The organism is Streptomyces sp. NPDC006798, assembly GCF_040635975.1.
Classification (GTDB): domain Bacteria; phylum Actinomycetota; class Actinomycetes; order Streptomycetales; family Streptomycetaceae; genus Streptomyces.
On the sequence record NZ_JBEYIS010000001.1, the window covers coordinates 90,449 to 107,093 of the forward strand.

Consider the following 16,645-nt stretch of genomic DNA (forward strand, 5'->3'; position numbering starts at 1 on the left):
CGAGACGAACAGAAGAAGGAGGGAAGGGGGTTCAGCGGGTGCGGCCGGGACGCGCGGACTCCGCCGGTGGGAAGGCGGTGCCCGCAGTCGGCGCGGCGGTGAACGGATGCCGGGGCGGGGCGGCGACTGTGGACCGGACACGGGCGGCCTCGGACACCTCCGGCACCGCGGACCGCTCCCGCACCGGGGCCGGGGCGTTCTCCCGGACGGTGTCCGGCATGACCGAGAGGGCGAGCTGGACCTCAAGGAGCTGCTCGCCGAGCGTGACCACCTGGTGCACCCCGGCCCGCAACTCCTCGGCCAGCTCCCGTCCATGCTTCGTACCAAGTTGCTCGCACCACGAGGCCGCCGAGGCGAAGACGCCCTCCAGCCCGGCGAAGACCCCGTGGTCCTCGTCCAGGACCGGATCCAGCGCGTCGGCGACATCCATCGCCCGCTTCAGCCCGGACAGCTCGGCCGTCACCGCGGTCAGCGACAGCCCCGGCAGCGGCTCCCGCATCGCCTTCCCAGTCGGGCTCAGGATTACCGGCGGAAGCATGGCCCGCAGGTCGGCCACCACATCCAGCCCCGAGTTCTGGAAATCCCGCGACGCCGACGCCACCAGCCGAACCGCCGTGTTGAACGGCGTGCCGGGCGTGAGGTGCCATAGGCGTAGGTGGTCGCTGTAGGCGAACTGGTGGCGGCGTAGGACCTCGGCGTAAAACGGCCGGTCGTCGGCTGTCTCCGCCACCACACCGAACGTTGGATGCGCCCCGAAGGTCACATCGGGATCCAACTGCAGCACAAGACCAACTCCTTGGAAGGCGTCCCAACCGGCAGCCCGGTACGGGAGCCCGATGATCGGGCCGGGGAGGCGATTTTGCGCGGCCGAGGGTTCCGGGTTAGCGGACCTGTCCGCCGCGCCGGTCGGGTACGGAACCGGTCGTCGGTACGGGTGACGGTGCTGGTGTGGGAGGGGAGAGGCCGGCCTGGGGTGAGCGGGCGAGCGCCGCCTCGGCCCGGAGGGTTTGTGACGCCGGGGGCGTCGGGCCCGCGAGCGGTTCGGCCGCGCGGGCGATCTCGACGAGAGCGCCGGCGTTCTCGGCCCAGGTCAGCGAGTAGTGCCAGCCCTCGGCGTTGCGCTCGACCAGGGCCTCGGCCCGGACCTCACCAGTCCGCGGATGCCCGGGGACCAGGGCGTTCTCGACGGCGAGCCACTCGTCACGGACGTGCCGGCCACCGTCGAGGGCTTCCCGCAGGGTTCGCAGGCGTTGGTCCCAGCGCTGTTCGAGCCGTTGCTTCGGGTCCAGGTCCGGCAGAACGTCCTCGGCCGGGACGATCAGCGCCGCCCCCTCGGTGAGGTAGGGGGCGAACAGCGTCCACATGTCGGCGTCGCGCTGCTGCTTTCGCAGGTCGTACCGGTCGTCCAGGGCCCAGCCGTCGGCGTCGCAGAGGCTGTCGGAGACGGCGTCCCAGTCGGCCAGCACCTTCTCCCCGGCCTCGACCGACGCCGCGAGACGTTCGTACGCGTCCTCCACGGTCATCGTGCCCGGTCATGGCGGCGGGAGCGGCTGGTTTCTGGCTCGGGGCCGAACGGACTGGCTCCGAGGTGAACGCGGCCGTGACCGGCCTGGGCCGTGCAGGTATCGAGGTAGAGCCGTACGAGTTTGCCGATCGCTCGGCGCAGGCGGCGTCGGGACAGCAACGCAACGCTCCTTGTATAGAAGGGGAGAGGGCAGGGTCACCGGACCCGAGGACGGCGGCCCTGCCGGCGAGGGCCCGGGTCAGGCGGACATCCGGGCGTCCGTGTCGAACAGTTCCCGCTCGGCCGGGTGGAGCAGATGTTGAGTAATGAAGCTCCGGCCTGCGACTTTCCACAGGCCCCGGCCTTTGGTGAGGGCGGCGACGGCCTGGGTCTCGACGCCGGTGAGGCCGAGGAGGGTGGCGGCGGAGGCGAGCTGGTCGGCCTCCTGCCGGTAGATGATCCGCGTCGAACAGTCCGTGAGAAGACCTTCGGCGAGGGCGCGGCCCCGGGAGCCGGCCTCGCCCGCGGTCAGCAGGTCGGAGAGCCGGTGGATGACCATCATGTTGGCGATGCCCAGGCCCCGGGACAGCTTCCACTGGGACTGCATGCGTTCCAGCAGGGCGACATGCCGCATCACCCGCCACGCCTCGTCGTAGATCACCCAGCGACGTCCGGCGGTGGGGTCGGAGATCGCCGCTTCCATCCACGCCGACGCGCAGGTCATCGCCAGGACGAGGCCGGTGTCGTCGCCGGTGCCGCCGAGGCGGGACAGGTCGATCGACAGCATCGGGGCCGCCGGGTCGAACCGGACGGTGGACGGCGCGTCGAACATCCCGCCCAGGTCACCGTGGATGAGCCGGCGCAGAGCGTGGGCGAGGTCCTCGGCCGCCCGCCCGAGTCGCCCGGAGGATTCGCCGGTCGCGGCGTCGAGGTGCTGGGGTGAGCCGAGGACGTACGCGACATCGCCCAGCAGCGGGGTGGTGCCGGTCTGGTGGGTGTAGACGACGACCTGGTCGAGCGCGATGTCCAACGCCGTGTGCTCCATGGGGTGCAGCTCGCGGCGGAGCACGGTTTTGGCGAGGGAGCCGAGGAGGAGCAGGCGGCGCTTGCGGACCTCGGTGGTCCAGTCCTCGTCGCTGATCCCGTACGGCTTCTCCGGCGCATCGAGGGGGTTGAGGCGTCCGGGGAGGCCGGGGCCGAGGGCGATGGTCTGCCCGCCCAGCTCCCGGGCCACGACCGTCCACTCGCCCTTCGGGTCACAGGGGACGTAGATCCGGTAGCCGAAGGCCGTGGCCCGCAGCGCCAGGCTTTTGGCGAGGGCGGACTTGCCCATGCCGATGATCCCGGCGAGCAGGATGTTCGGGTTGGTGAACCCGTCCAGCCGCCCGTAGAGGGAGAACGGGTCGTAGGTGAACGCGGCTTCGGCGTGGACGTCCTGGCCGACGTAGATGCCCTGGGCGCCGAGCCCACCCTCGGCGAGGAACGGATACGCCCCGCTGGCGACGGCGGTGGTCATCCGGTGGGCTGGAAGACGGAGCCGGCCGCCGCGGGCGGAGGCCGGGCCCGGTCGCCCGCTGGCGGGGTAGGTCGGTTGCAGCTCCGGATCCGGGCCGGAGACCGTGCGGCGGGTGGTGGGGCGGGCGGCGTGGCGGGCCTTGGCCTGGGCGGCGGTGAACTCCGCCTTCGCCCGCCGGTTGGTGCGGCGGTCGGCGCGGTGGGGGGTGAACAGGGGGCTCGCGGTCGCGCGGGGGCGAACAGACACAGGGTGGCTCCGGTCGGTCAGAGGTGGTGGGGGCCGGTGAAGGGTGCCCGGAGTTCGGCGGGGGTGTGGGTGCGGCGGACCCGTACGGACATCCGCAGATGACGCCCGCAGACGGGGAGCCGGGGTCGGCAGCCGCCGGCGGTCAGCAGCCGGTCGGCGTCTGGGGCGGGGGCGCGGTGCCAGGCGGCGTGCAGATGCTCGGCCGCCTGCCACAGCCGCACCCGCGCCGCCTTGAGCGCCTCACCCCCGGCCCGGTCGACGGGCGTGGTGCGGGTGGTGTGGGCGTCGAGGAGGGCGTAGAGGGCGAGGCAGTGCTGGTGGAGCGCGTCCAGCTCCGGGCGACTGGCCGCGAAGGGTCCGTCGGGGACGGTGATCGCCCGGTGGAAATCGAGGGCCTCGGTGGCGAACGCCAGGTCGGTCGGCATGGGGTTCCCGGTCTGTGGTTCACGGGCGGGCGAGGGGGAGGGCGGCGTTGGTGAAGGCTTCGGCCTGCTGCCAGGTCAGCGGACGCAGATCGACCAGCGCCGCCACGGCCGCCGTCTCGATCGCCGCGCACGCGGAGTTGAGCTGGTCGGGGGTGTCCGCGGACACGGTCACGAGGCCGGTGAGGGCGACGTCGGCGTGTCCGGCGATCAGCTCGCGTTCCCGGTTCTTGATGTCCGCGTACTCCACCGAGTCCTCCTCGGAGTCAACCTGGCCCTTGCGCTGCCGCTCCGTGGCGTCGGCGATGACCGTGGCCTTCTTCCGCTGCACGTCCTTCAGCGCCGCGTCGAGGCCCTTCGGGGCGTAGGTCAGGGAGAGGGTGCGCCGGACGCCGGAGGTGAACAGGAGCTGGTGCAAGAACCCCGGTGATGTTTCGATGCGGGGCCAGTTCTCGATCCAGAAGGTGGCGTGGTGGGCCGAGTCGGTCTCGATCCGGTCCGCCTTCTCCACCAGCACCACCGGCCCGGCCGCCGCGGGGTCGGCCTGCGGCCGGTCGGAAGTCGACCACTGATCCAGCGCCGCGCCCGCCTTCGGGTCGTACGCCGTCCGGATCACGGCGGCGATCTCCGGGGCCGAGAGCCATCCGCCGGGGGTGAGTCCGGCGTTGCGGACGGACTGGTCGAACGTCGCGGTCAACTGGGTCAGCACCGCGAACGCGCCGGTCAGTCCGCCGCCGGCCTGGTTGATCAGACGCCGGGCCGCCTTCAGGTCGAGGGCGATGGCGACGTAGCTCTCGTGCGGCGCCGCCGCTGGCCCGGCGGCGGCCAGGAGGTCGGTGTAGACCGGTCCGGCGAGATGGGTGGCCGGGTCGCCGTACTCCGACCAGTACCGCTGGAGCGCGTCACCCGAATCGGGAACGGTCCGCTCCAGCACCTGCACCCGGGCGATGTGCCCCGTACGCGACAGTGCGGCCAAGGTCCGTCCCCACCCTGCGACATTCGCGTTCTGGGCTGCCGGGTCGAGGAGGGCGAACGCCCGGGACGAGACCCGGACCACCGCGGTCAGGGTGCCCAGGTGCGGGTCGTGGACGGCGCCGGTACGCCGGTCGGGGGAGGTGGCTACCCGGAGGGAGGCGGCGGTGCCGGGGAGGTGGAGCAGGCCCTCGCGGCGGGGCCGGGTGGAGGGGCGGGTCAGCCACACGAGCTGGCCCTTCGCCCGACGGGACGCGTACCGCAGGGCGATCGGGGCCCAGTCGGCCAGCGACCGCCCCCGGTGGCGGACGAAGACGGCGGCCAGGATGAGTGCCCAGAGCGGGATCAGTTTCAGGGCGCCGGGGACGCCGGATGCCATGAGTACGGCGAGGAGGAGCAGGCCGGTCAGGGCGACGGCGACGAGCTGCGGCGCGGTGAGGCCGAGCAATATGCCCCGGCGGGAGCGGTGGGGGAACTTCACCGTGGCCGGAGCCGGAGAGCTTGTGGTGTCAGGGTGCATGGGCGGAGCCGTCCAAAGAGGAAGAGGGAAGAAGGGGGGCCCTGGGGGCGGGCGACGGGCCCGCCCCCAGGGGTGCCGGTCAGCCGGTCAGGGCCGGCCCGTGCCGGTGGGCGGCGTCGGGTAGACCCACCGGGCCGGGGTCGTACCGCCCTGCGGACTCAGCCCAGGCGGAGCCGGCGGCCGGGGCGCGGCCGACGGGCCGGTCACCGCCTGGATCACCGGGGGCGGACCGGTCGGTGCCCCTGTGGCTGCCGGACCGGTGGCGGTCGCTGTCCCGCTTGGGCCCGAGGCCGCCGGTCCGGCGCCTGGCGCGGAGGGGGCGGGGGCGCTGGTCGCTCCGGTCGCTGGCCCGGTCACCCCACCGCCGGACCCAGTACCCGCACCGCCGCCGGGGCGCTGGATGAGCGGCTGCCCGCGGTCGCCGTCGGCGCGGGGCCGGCGGATCAGCGGCTGGCCCTTATCGCCGGTGGCGTTCGGGTCTTCGCCGAACCGGAAGGTGGTCTGCGGCGGCTCGTCCCCGGAGATCCCCTCCGGAGAGGTGTTGCTGCTTCCGGCAGGGTTGATCCCGGAGGCGACGCCCCCGGCGCCCTGGCCGGGGACCTTCGCGGGACCTTGTGGGGCGGGGACACCGGTTCCGGCCTGCATGGCGAGCTGGCCAGCGGTCTTCGCCGCCCCGGCCGCAACCGCGACACCGGCCACGCCGGTGCGGTGCAGGTCGTCCTGCCCGCTGCCCTCGGCCGCCCAGTGCACGAACTTGTACGTCGCGTACGGGCACAGCAGAACGAGGACCATGATCACGATCCCGGCCATGGCGTCCGACAGCGCGCTGAGACCGTCGGAGGGGTCGGTCTTGCCCATCGCGGACGTGCCCAGCAGGAACACGATCGTCATCAGCAGCTTGGAGACGATCAGCGAGCTGGTGGCCTCGATCCAGCCGCGCCGCCAGCGGCGGGCGACCTCCCAGCCCCCGCCAGCCCCGGCGAACACCGCGAGCGTGACCAGGATCAGGATGCCGACCTTGCGGGCGACCATCACGGCCCAGTAGAGGAACGCGCCGATGGTGGCGCCGAGGGCCACGATCGCGGGGATCCCCCAGCCGAGCCCGTACATCGCCCCGTACCCGTTGACCTTGATCAGCCGGCGGATCGCATCGTCCACCGAGCTGTTCGCCGCCTTGAACAACCCCGCGGAGAGGGCGTCGACGATGGTGAGGGCGACGGTGGTGCAGGCGATGGCGGCGAACGCGAAGAACACGCCCGCCACCGTGCCGGTCACCGCCTGGAACAAGGCTCGCTCGTCCCGCTGCCAGGCGGCCCGGATCAGCTGCAGGCAGAACGTGCCGACGATCAGCACGAGGCCGATGGGCAGCAGCAGCTCGTAGTTCTCGCGGAACCAGGTGGCGTTGAGGTCGACGGCGGTGGTCTTGTCCACGGCCTGGGCGGCGAGGTCGGCGGCGGCCTGGGCCATCTCGCCCATGGACTTGGCGATCCAGGCGCCGATCCCGTCGGTGACGGCCTGGCCGGTCGAGCTGACGACGCCGCCGACCGCGTCGCAGACGGTGTTCATCAGGGGCAGATCACATGCTGAAGGCATGGTTCACCTCCTTCCGGTTCATGGGGCGGTGGCGGGCAGGACGGCCGCGAGACGGCACGCCTGGTCGGGGCGGCACTGGACGGCGAGGGTCGAGGAGCGGGCCTCGGCGCCGGTGCCTTTCTCGGAGCCGGTCCAGGCGATCGACTGCCGTCCGGTGACCGTGACGGCGTAGACGTACGCGTCGGTGATCGCCCCCGGGTTGTTGGCGAGGGCGGTCTTGAACGCCTGCGGGAAGTGCCCCTCGCCGACCGTCGCGGTCGCGTACTGGGCCTGGTCGCCCATCCGCGACCACAGCACCGGATCCGGCACCAGGTCCGCCACCGAGGACCAGTCGGCGTACTTCTTCTCGCGGGTCATCCAGCGCTTGAGCCCGGCGATGTGCTCGGTCTGGGAGAGGCGGCGGGTGTCGTAGGACCACAGGACCTTGGCCGCCGCCTTGGCGAACTCCACCGGATCGGTCGTCTTCATGGGCGCCGCCACCTGGCCCCCTTTCGGGGCCTTCACCGGAGCGGGAGTCGGCGGGGCCGACTGCCGGGTCTCGGGCGCGGACTCCCGTGTGGTGGTGGGCTCTTCGCGGGTGAGGTAGGCGACCAGCCCGGCGACCGCGGTCAGCAGCGCCAGCACCACCGCCACGATCAGCGAGCGGTGCAGCACCGACGATGCCGGGCCTGCCACCAGCGGACCCCGGGAGGGTCGGGGACTCCTCCGATGGGAGGAACGTTTCTTCTGGGAGGTGGGCATCAGTTGACCTGGGTGCCCATCGCGGAGAAGAAGCTGACGATCCCGTTCGCGGCGCCCAGCAGCAGGGCGCATCCGGCCGCGACGACCGTGCCCTTCTTGCCGTTCGCCTCGGCCTGGTGACCACCGGAGTGATGGCCCCACGCCCACACCAGCGCCGACACCGCGAGCGCGCCGACGACCGCGATGATCCCGAAGAGGTTGATGGAGCTGATGACGTCCTTCAGAACGTCCAGGCCCGGCAGACCGCCGTCCGCGGGCTTGATACCGGGGTTGAAGGCCAGGAACTGACCCGACTGGCTGACAGTCACCACAAAACTCCTGTTTCAGGGCATAGAGATGCCCGGGAGGAAGAGAGAGAGGGAGAGAGGAGGCGCGCGTCAGACGACGCGGCGGGCGGCGAGGATGTCCGGCCGCCACTCGGCGAGCGTGGCGATCTTCACGACATCGCCGGTACGGGGCGAGTGCAGGATCAGCCCGGAGCCGATGAACAGACCGACGTGCTCCGGCACCTGGGCCGTGCCCCGGGTGAACAGCAGGTCACCGGGCTTCAGCGCCGTCGCGCTGACGGCTTTGCCCTCCTTGACCTGGGTGTACGTGGTCCGGGTGAGGGTGACGCCGCTGGCCTTGTACGCGGCCTGCATCAGGGACGAGCAGTCGCACCGCCCCATCGGATCCTGCCCCCGAGGCGCGGAACAGGTTCCGCCCCACTGGTACGGGGTGCCCAGCGCGCCGAGGCCCCAGCGGATCGCGGTCTGCACCGACTTCGGCGCGTCCTTCGGGATCTCGTACCCCTTCGGCAGCACCCCGGCCGGAATCGGACCGAACTCCGACCCGTCACCCCCGGGACCACAACCGGAGGGAGCACCCGGACCACCCGGGCCGCCGACCTCGCCTCCGGCACCGTCGTTGGTGAGGGTGGGGGCGAGGGCTTTCTGCAGCGCGGTGGCCAGCGGCTCCCACTTCGCGTACGCGTCCGGGAAACCGCTCAACTGGACCGCCTGGGCGGCCTGGGTGACGGTCATCGACTCCCAGCCCCGGACTTTCAGTAGACCCTCGAAGAAGCGGGTGGACGCGTGCACCGGGTCCCGCACCTGCTCCGGGGTGCCCCAGCCCATCGACGGGCGCTGCTGGAACAAGCCCAGCGAGTCCCTATCCCCGTAGTCGAGGTTCCGGAGGCCGGACTCCTGCATCGCGGTGGCCAGGGCGACGATCTGCCCGCGGACCGGGACCTTCATCGCCACCCCGGTCGCCTGGATCGTCCGCGCGTGCGGGATCTGCTCCTTCGGGCTCGTCAGGCCCGGCACCGAAACACCGCCCCCGTCACCGCCGTTCAGGATCGACTCCACCTGCGCGGCCACCGCCCCGGTATCCACACCCTGTGTACCGGTGTCGCAGGTGGCCTGCGCGCTGCTCGCGCCGGCCAGGGCGACGGCGATCGGGGCGATCAGCAGCAGCGGGGCCAGCGCGACCCCGCCCGCGATCACCGCGACCTTCTTCACGACCACCCCGCCGGACGGGGCGAGGGGCGTATCTGGGCATGCCGCATCGACGGCTCCTTGCGTGTAGGCCGCCCGGCCCCGGCGTTCTCGTCGAAAAGGGCCACCGGAAGTCGGACGGGTCAAAGAAGAAAAGGAGAGAAGAAGGGCCGGGAGGCACCCGGGAGCGGCTAACTCCCGGACGCCTGGCCCGTCCATTCAGAGGCGGCAGCAAGCCGCCCTCGTAATCTCACCCGCCACACAGAAAAAGCCCCCATCGGATAGTCCCGGCCGCCTCGTCCGCTGGACGGGGCAGCACGCAACAGCACAGGTCAACCGCCCTCTGGGCAGGGCCCGGAGCGGCGAACACGACGGGACTGTAGGAGGGAAATCCGGCCACACCAAACGACCCCGGCAACGGCCACCGGGTCATTGGGCGCGGCCGGAAAAGACGGCTACCGTTCGCGGCACCGCTCGCCCCGGACAGGGTGCTTGAGCGGTCCGCGCCCGCACGCGCTCATCGAATGGGCGGGCGTTCACCCGTCTTTCCCGAAGGAGAATCCGCCGTGCCGTACACCCTGCACCGAGGCGACGCGCTCACCGTCCTGAAGACCCTCCCCGACGAGTCCGTCGACGCCGTCATCACGGACCCGCCGTACAACTCCGGCGGGCGCACGTCCTCGGAACGCACCGCCCGTACGGCCCGCGCGAAATACACCAGCGGCGACGCCGGCCACGACCTGGCGAACTTCCCCGGCGAGAACCGCGACCAGCGCTCGTACCGGGCGTGGCTGACCGATCTGCTGACCGAGTCCTACCGGGCCGCCCGCGAGCACGCCGTCGTCATGGTCTTCACCGACTGGCGCCAGGAGCCCACCACCTCGGACGCGCTCCAGATGGCGGGCTGGACCTGGTCCGGCACCATCCCCTGGATCAAGCCCGCCTCCCGCCCCCGCAAGGGAGGCCCGAAGCAGGACTCCGAGTTCATCCTCTGGGGAGTGAAGGGCACCCTCGACAAGACCCGGGACCTCTACCTCCCCGGCCACTACATCGCCTCCCAGCCCCGCAAGGACCGCGTCCACATCACCCAGAAGCCCGTCGAGGTGATGCGCCAGCTCGTCCAGGTCGCCCGCCCCGGCGGCACCGTCCTCGACCCCTTCACCGGCTCCGGCACCACCGGAGTCGCCGCCCTCCTCGAAGGCCGCTCGTTCGTCGGCGTCGAGCTGTCCGACCACTACGCCGAAGTCGCCGAACAGCGCCTGCGCGAAGCCTTCCTCACCCAGGACGACCTCGACCTCGCCGGACCGGAGCAGTGAGAAGACCCGGGCCCCGACCGAGGGCGGAACGAGAAGAGGGCGGCTGCGGCACCCGGGACACCGGGTGCCGCAACCGCCCTCGAATCGTCTTCGGGGTCAGCCGGCCTCGACGCTGCGGCGGATCAGTTCCCCGGCCCGCTCCAGGTCGGCACGGGATCTGATCCGCACCTCAAGATCCCCCGTCCCCAGGAACCCGATGCCCCGGACGTCCCGGGTGAAGCCCTCGACCAGCTCCACCGAGTCCGGATCCAGCTTCAGCCCCACCACCAGAGTCCGCTTCCGGGGCTGCACCTTCACCGACGCGACGTTTTTGATCCGCCGGTACGCCACGTAGTGCTGCAGCGTCTCCCGCTGCACCGAACCCGACTCCATCAGCACCGCGTCCAGATCGGCGAACAGATCCTTCAGACCCTGCGGCGCCCCGTCCAGATACTCCTGCACCGTCTTGCCCCCGCCCGAGGCCCGCGCCTCCTGCGTCGGCGAGGCCGCCCCGGCGGTACGGGAACGGAAAACGACCGAAGCGCCGGACGGGGCGGTGAAGGAGGCCACCAGCCGCAGCGTGACCACGTCCTCGAACATCCGATACGCCACCAGATCGATCCGGTGCCGGATCATCTCCAGCGCCACCACCGTGTGCGGCGTGAAGTCCCCCGCCACGCACACGATCCGCGGACGGCTCCAGTCCACCGACCCCGCCGCCTCCGCGCCGAGCTGCTCCCGCACCAGGCCCTCGAACTCCGACTGGCTGTCGTTCAGCCAGGCCAGGTACGACAGCGCCTGCGTGACCACCTCTTTGTCCCGGGTCCGCTTGTACTCGACGATCACCGGCGCCCCGGTCTCGTCCAGCCCCAGCGAATCGATCCGCCCCCGATGCCGCCCCGTCTCGTACTCCGACGCCAGGAACCGGACCCCCAGCATCGCCTCCATGTTCGCCTCGACCAGCGACTGCAGCTCCCGCTCCAGCGCGACCGACGACCCCGCCATCTCCACCACACGCCCGCCGTCCACACGGAACGCCTTCAGATCACTCACACGAACCCCCAGCCCATCGGCAGATCGACTGGGCAGAGAATCGTCCCGGACCAGCGGATATTCCGCCGATACGGAACTGTGATCCAGTTCCCCACGTGACAGCGGACGGTCAGCGACGCTGCGGCGGTCGACGTGGCCGGTCTCTCGTCGGCGGGCTGCTGTCCTCGACATAGACCTTGATGGAGCCCTCGTAGTCCTCCGCGTACGCGGTAGCCGTTCCGCCCAGTTCCCGCACGTGTGCCGCAGTGCGGTCGAAGAAGTCCCTGCCGGACGGCCACAGACAGGCCAGTAGCAGGTCTTGGTGGTACGCAAGCAGTTCCCCGTCCTCGATCCGCAGCGTGATCGGGAACAGAGGGTCCTGGGTCCGCGCGGAAAGTTCCTGGCGCGCGCCCGGCGCCCAGGAGGCCCAGTGCCCGATGAAGGGGAGGATCCGGCCGGGGGCAACCGTCCGTGCATAGGTGATGGCCATCCGATGCAGGTCTTCCCACCAGGGCAGCAACAGACGGAGCCCTCCGTAGCCGAACAGGACGTTGCCGGAGGCGGGGATGACAGGCCCGTAGTCAACGCCGCATTCCTGGTACTCCCGGGTGTCGACCCGGTGCAGCTCCACATAGGCGTGGCAGCCAACGGGGCGTCCGGTGACGTATGCCAGGCTGCGTATCGGGCCGCCGAGGGAGACCAGGTTCCGCTCGTACAGGTAACCGAAGTGACGATCGTGATCAGTCCCCCCGTGGCCTGGCGGGGAGGCCACGCTGATGGCCAGGGGGTTGTAGTCGTTGTCCGGCCTGGGAACAAGCTGGACTGTGAGAGGCAGGATGGTGTTTTTTCGCCCGGATGTGCGACTGAGTCGGTCCAGGCCGCCTGATGCGGCCTCGCGCTGAACGAAGGCGTCAAAGGCGTCCTTCGCGGTGCCGTCCCAGACTGAGACGCCGATAGCGAACTCGTGGCGCTGGCTCGCCGGAATCAAGATCATCCCGGATTCCTGGTCAAGCGCGATGGCATCGTGCACCGTAGTCACGCGGTCCCGCCTTTGCGTCACAGTCAGAGAAATACCCCGCCCGGCGTGCTGCTGGCTGTCGGTGCCAGACGCACGTCCCCGGCTGTCGAGACGAGGTCCGAGGGCTTGGTACGACGATATCCGCCGAGTTCCTGCAGGGCCCACCACCCCTGCCCCCTGCGGAGCCGTATGGCTCGCCCGGCCCCGCGCGAAGCACAGCGCAGGAAGCTCCGGCCGAGCCGGAGAGCCGATCCGGCTGGCGTCCTCATGACGAGCTGATGCTTCACGGGCACGAATGGGAATCAGGCAGCCGACGCGTCCGCGTCCGGTTCCGGGAGATCAAGAATCTCACCCACCGGCCGCCCCCAGGTCGCCCACCGCTGGAGAACCGCCCGGTCGATCAGATGGATCTTCTTGATCCTCTGGTCCTCGGCGAACAGTCGGGCCGGCTTTGAGACACCACCGTTCGTGACCATGATCACGATGTCGGCTCCGTGGATATCCCGAGCCGTGCCATTGAGCCGTTGCAGAGCGTCGCTCCCGACGGAGCGCCCTGGTGTGCCCATGTGCTTGCACTGCACGACCACCCGCTGGCCGGAAGGCGACACCGCGATCACATCGGCTCCGAGGTCCCCCGAACCCCCCTTGCCGCGCTGCACCTTGTAACCGTCCCGCTGGAGCAGCCAGGCCGTCCACTCCTCGAACTTACTGTGATGGAGCGCGTCGATGCTTCTGAGGGAAATACTCTGCGACGAAGCCATGTAGGCCCGGCACTCGGCGTTGAACACCACCAGCCGGTGTGCATCGTCCCGCTCTTCCCGCAGGGCTCGGGATACCGCCTTCATCACCTTGCGGCCCTGACCGTACAGCCGGGCCGACTCGTCCAGGATCTGTTCACCATCGGCTCTGTCGGCGGTATACCTCTCGAAATCACCCGCCACGTCGATGAGCTGCTCATGGACTGCCCGAGCCTCCTTCGCCAGAGCGCTGAGCCGATCGGCCCCGCCCTCAAGCTTCGCCGCCGTACGGCCGATGTCCCGCTGCCAGTCTTCGCGCATCGATGCCCAGAAATCAGCGCTCATGTGATCGCCGGAGGCCCGGAGCCGCGCACGTCTTCCTTCCTCCTCCGCCTCCGTCTGCCAATGCTCCAGGGCGCAGATGATCTGCCAGGCCCGTTTCTCTTCCCGGGACCAGATGAAGGCGGCGAGCAGATCGCCCTGACTCGCCTCGGCAAGATCTTTCTGCATCATCTTGATCAAACCGGTGTCCGCGTAGCGCGGGAGGGCTATGTGGGGCGAAGACTCATCGATCACCAGGACAGATTACTCAGAGGCACTGACAGTGGCCCAAATCATTGCTTAAAGCTATACGTGCAGGTCAAGGTGTAGGTCCGTGCCGAGGGTTGGACCTCGGCACCTCTGACCGAACGCGAGGGAATCTCCAACGAGCACCTGCCCTCCTCAGAGGCCGACCTCGGTCCAGGAGGGGTCCGGAATGCCGCTGTGCTGTCCAGCCGTTGGTCAGGGGCAGCCGGGGAATTGGGGGATGGGTAGTGGGTTCGGGAGCGGGTGGCGCGTCCACCCGGTGTCGTGGTCCCAGTGCAGGACGTGGGTCTGGTCCAGCAGGCAGCCGACCCAGAGGCCGGTGATCCCGGCCGGTACGTTCGGAGGCCGCTGGGGCAGCATGCCCGGGTCGGCAAGGCGGTGCCATGCGGAAGAACGCATCCAGGTGAGCCAGAAGAACACCTCTCGACGCGGTCGGTCAGAAGCCGCGCTGAGCTTCAGAGCCAGGTCCTCGTGCAGCCCGAACTCAACTTCCAGCAGTTTCACCAGCTCCGTTCCACCGTCGGCGTCGGCGATGGGCGGCGGCTTCGCCGGAAGCGCGGTCCGCCAGGTCAAGGATCGCGCGCATGCAATCCGCTCGCTCACCTCCCGGCGGGCCTGCTCGGCCAGCTCGGCATCGGTAAAACCGCCGGGAACCTGGGCTCGCATCGACTCGGCGCACTTCCGTTCGTCCTCGGCCCGGCGCTCCTCCAGCAAAGCGATGAAGCCCGGTCCGAACGACCACAGCACCGGGCCCATCTGGGGAGGTTCCGGTACCGGAGACGGCGGTGGAGGCTTCCCCCGGCGTCGGTTCTTCTCAGCTTCCTTGGCCCAGTGGGCCGGGTTGAAAGCCGGCATCTGGTCGTACCCCGTCAGCAGCCCGGCGCTGATGAAGCCGGTACCCGTCTCGCTGCGCACGGAACAACCGAAGGCCACCCCAGCACTGCCCAGGATGCCGTACGGGCACGCCTCCTCATGGAATGGCTGCTCGATACAGGCCGTACCGGGGCCGAAGCGGTCCACACCACGCCTTTCCAGCTCGGCCAGGGCCGGGCTGATGACGGTCAGCGCATCCTTGAACCGGGCACCCCCCTTGCGGCCCCCGTAGGTCGCCTTCGCCGTGCTCTCGAACACCACATGCCAGCCCAGACCCAACTCGGGCACCACACGCTCCTTGAGATACGGCTCCCAGGAACGCCGGTTCTGCTCAGCCACACTGCTGGTCACCTGTGTGACCTCAACCGCCCGGTCACGGCCGCACATGAAGTCGAAGCGCCCGTTGCGGTCAGCCCGCACGTCATGGAAGTCGCCACACCGAGGGCAACGGTCATACGGTTCGACCGTCTCGCCGGTGCAATGCCAGAGAACGCTTGCCGTCCTCAGCTCCACGGGATCATCCGCCATGAACTTCGTCCGCCCCACCGCACGCGTCCCAGGGCAGTTCAAGCTGTTCCAGCGGCAGACGGGACACCGTCTTGATCAAGTCATCCCGGCGGTACCCGACCCCCGCAGCAAGCAGAATCCGCACATGCTCATCCAGGCTCTCGATCATCATCGAGGGCAGGCCGACGGCTTCAGGGATGTCCCACGCGTCCCGCAGCAGGAGCGCCAGGTCGGTATCGCCGACCGGCAGGTGGACATGTAGCTCCCACGGAGGGACGCCCTGCAGAGGGCCCCGTACCGCCCGGCTCCGCCGCGCGAGCAACCGTCGACCGGCCACTTGCAGAGCACGCAGTACCGCCATCTCGGCCGTAGCCACCGCCACGGTCTCACGAGGGTTCTGGTTCATGATCTGCCTACTGGATCGCAGAGGCGTGCTGCGGCCGGAGGAACGGGACCAGCGGGGCTGGCATCACGGCGGGGGATTCAAACAGCTCCCACTGACAGCCCGGCACCTCACCGTCAAGATCGCGGAACGACTGCCGCATCATCAACAGGATCAGGGTGTCCGACGCCCGGTCCGAGGGGGACCAGTGGCGGTCTCCCACCTGGGCCATCAGCACCATCCCCGACACGAAGGCCCTGCCCATCAGCCAGGTGAGGGCCGCGTCACCCAGCTCGCCGGCCCCAAGCTCCGCCTCGACCCGTACGCACAGGTCCAGCGCCCACTCTCGGGTCGCCCCGCTCACCTCCCAGGCGTCCCGCAGATCCTCCAGGGTGGCCGTCTTCGCCAGACCCAGCAGGGCGCCGCGGACGTCACCGTCGGGAACGGTGCTCATCCCACCGTCCGGGAGGAACACCTCCCGGGCGGCATCAGGGACGTCCTCGACCGTGTACTCGGCCAGCGACGCCCCCGGATTGCCCCACCCCGTCGGCTGCATAGCCCGCAGCACGTCACCGATCCCCTGCGGCGTGACAGCGGCACCTCCACGCAGCACCGTGGTCACCACAGCAGCCGTGACCTCCCCGCCGGACAGGCTCGGAGGTTCCGGATTCTTGTCCAGGCCAGCCAGCTCAGGAGGAGGCCACGCCACCCCCCGCTCACGCATGTACCGGGCAATGCCCTCATCGATGCGACGCACCCGAGCCGGAACGAGCCTTACCCGCCGCCCCGAGGCGACCACCTCGTCGGCGACACGCTCCGCCCACTCTTCCCCGTCCTCCCCCTCTTCCGGACCCTCCTCACCGAGCCCGGCGCCCAGGCCCCGGACCGCCTTCTCGAAGGCACCCCGCACGGTCCGCTCCGGCACCGGGTGCCCTTCGCCGAACAGCACCAGCGCCAGATGAGAAGGCCGAGCGCCCCGCCGCGCCAGCCGTGCGAGCGCCACGACCAGACCGAATGCCTCGTCGTCCGGAACCGACGCGCTCCCGCGCCCCCGGCCCAGCGCCTGCCTCGTGTGCTCCGGCAACAGCCCCGCCCGCCGCCACGACGCAAGCTGCTTCACCGACACCACGAAACCGTGCCGACGCGCGTGCTCGACGAGCTGCTGATCAGCGGAGACCGGACCACCCATAGAAGACATGCCGCGAACCTACCCACCCCCACCGG

The 16,645-nt window shown here is 70.4% G+C and carries 16 protein-coding genes; 1 reads left to right on the forward strand and 15 read right to left on the reverse strand.

Translation table 11 applies throughout. The annotated features are described in order from the left end of the window. Positions 1-31 precede the first annotated feature (31 nt). The 9 genes from ABZ714_RS00445 to ABZ714_RS00485 form a co-directional block, all read right to left on the reverse strand. The gene (locus ABZ714_RS00445; RefSeq protein WP_358822870.1) at positions 32-784 is read right to left on the reverse strand and encodes a hypothetical protein; all 753 of its coding nucleotides are present in this window, start codon (positions 782-784) and stop codon (positions 32-34) included. 97 nt (positions 785-881) lie between these two features. Continuing rightward, complete coding sequence (locus tag ABZ714_RS00450; RefSeq protein ID WP_358822871.1) at positions 882-1,523, reverse strand: hypothetical protein; 642 nt, start codon at positions 1,521-1,523, stop codon at positions 882-884. A 240-nt stretch (positions 1,524-1,763) separates the two neighbouring features. Then, positions 1,764-3,266 (reverse strand): ATP-binding protein, encoded by a 1,503-nt coding sequence (locus tag ABZ714_RS00455; RefSeq protein ID WP_358822872.1) that lies wholly within the window; start codon positions 3,264-3,266, stop codon positions 1,764-1,766. Between the two features lie 17 nt (positions 3,267-3,283). Then, positions 3,284-3,691 (reverse strand): DUF6238 family protein, encoded by a 408-nt coding sequence (locus tag ABZ714_RS00460; RefSeq protein ID WP_358822873.1) that lies wholly within the window; start codon positions 3,689-3,691, stop codon positions 3,284-3,286. A 19-nt stretch (positions 3,692-3,710) separates the two neighbouring features. Next, a complete protein-coding gene (locus ABZ714_RS00465; protein ID WP_358822874.1) occupies positions 3,711-5,180 on the reverse strand; it encodes an SCO6880 family protein in 1,470 nt (489 codons plus the stop codon). Between the two features lie 87 nt (positions 5,181-5,267). Then, positions 5,268-6,746: an ATP-binding protein gene (locus ABZ714_RS00470; RefSeq protein WP_358822996.1), complete on the reverse strand. Its 1,479-nt coding sequence runs from the start codon at positions 6,744-6,746 to the stop codon at positions 5,268-5,270. 45 nt (positions 6,747-6,791) lie between these two features. Continuing rightward, positions 6,792-7,448 carry a hypothetical protein gene (locus tag ABZ714_RS00475; RefSeq protein WP_358822875.1) on the reverse strand — a complete coding sequence of 219 codons (657 nt, stop codon included), beginning with the start codon at positions 7,446-7,448 and terminating at the stop codon, positions 6,792-6,794. A gap of 65 nt (positions 7,449-7,513) precedes the next feature. Next, the gene (locus tag ABZ714_RS00480) at positions 7,514-7,822 is read right to left on the reverse strand and encodes a DUF6112 family protein (RefSeq protein ID WP_358822876.1); all 309 of its coding nucleotides are present in this window, start codon (positions 7,820-7,822) and stop codon (positions 7,514-7,516) included. 69 nt (positions 7,823-7,891) lie between these two features. Next, positions 7,892-9,013, reverse strand: coding sequence for a C40 family peptidase (locus ABZ714_RS00485; protein ID WP_358822877.1), 1,122 nt, complete (start codon positions 9,011-9,013; stop codon positions 7,892-7,894). 542 nt (positions 9,014-9,555) lie between these two features. On the opposite strand from ABZ714_RS00485, the gene ABZ714_RS00490 reads away from it, so the two are divergent. Continuing rightward, positions 9,556-10,305 carry a site-specific DNA-methyltransferase gene (locus ABZ714_RS00490; RefSeq protein WP_358822878.1) on the forward strand — a complete coding sequence of 250 codons (750 nt, stop codon included), beginning with the start codon at positions 9,556-9,558 and terminating at the stop codon, positions 10,303-10,305. 96 nt (positions 10,306-10,401) lie between these two features. Here ABZ714_RS00490 and ABZ714_RS00495 read toward each other — a convergent pair whose 3' ends face one another. The 6 genes from ABZ714_RS00495 to ABZ714_RS00520 all read right to left on the reverse strand — a co-directional run bounded on the left by ABZ714_RS00495 (position 10,402) and on the right by ABZ714_RS00520 (position 16,619). After that, positions 10,402-11,337: a DUF5655 domain-containing protein gene (locus ABZ714_RS00495; RefSeq protein ID WP_358822879.1), complete on the reverse strand. Its 936-nt coding sequence runs from the start codon at positions 11,335-11,337 to the stop codon at positions 10,402-10,404. 109 nt (positions 11,338-11,446) lie between these two features. Continuing rightward, positions 11,447-12,355: a hypothetical protein gene (locus ABZ714_RS00500; protein ID WP_358822880.1), complete on the reverse strand. Its 909-nt coding sequence runs from the start codon at positions 12,353-12,355 to the stop codon at positions 11,447-11,449. Between the two features lie 281 nt (positions 12,356-12,636). Next, positions 12,637-13,647 carry a restriction endonuclease gene (locus tag ABZ714_RS00505; RefSeq protein ID WP_358822881.1) on the reverse strand — a complete coding sequence of 337 codons (1,011 nt, stop codon included), beginning with the start codon at positions 13,645-13,647 and terminating at the stop codon, positions 12,637-12,639. Between the two features lie 207 nt (positions 13,648-13,854). Beyond that, complete coding sequence (locus ABZ714_RS00510) at positions 13,855-15,060, reverse strand: hypothetical protein (protein WP_358822882.1); 1,206 nt, start codon at positions 15,058-15,060, stop codon at positions 13,855-13,857. Further along, positions 15,050-15,445 carry a hypothetical protein gene (locus ABZ714_RS00515; protein ID WP_358822883.1) on the reverse strand — a complete coding sequence of 132 codons (396 nt, stop codon included), beginning with the start codon at positions 15,443-15,445 and terminating at the stop codon, positions 15,050-15,052. The genes ABZ714_RS00510 and ABZ714_RS00515 overlap by 11 nt, the downstream gene beginning before the upstream one ends. A gap of 7 nt (positions 15,446-15,452) precedes the next feature. Then, positions 15,453-16,619 carry a hypothetical protein gene (locus ABZ714_RS00520; protein ID WP_358822884.1) on the reverse strand — a complete coding sequence of 389 codons (1,167 nt, stop codon included), beginning with the start codon at positions 16,617-16,619 and terminating at the stop codon, positions 15,453-15,455. Positions 16,620-16,645: the final 26 nt, after the last annotated feature.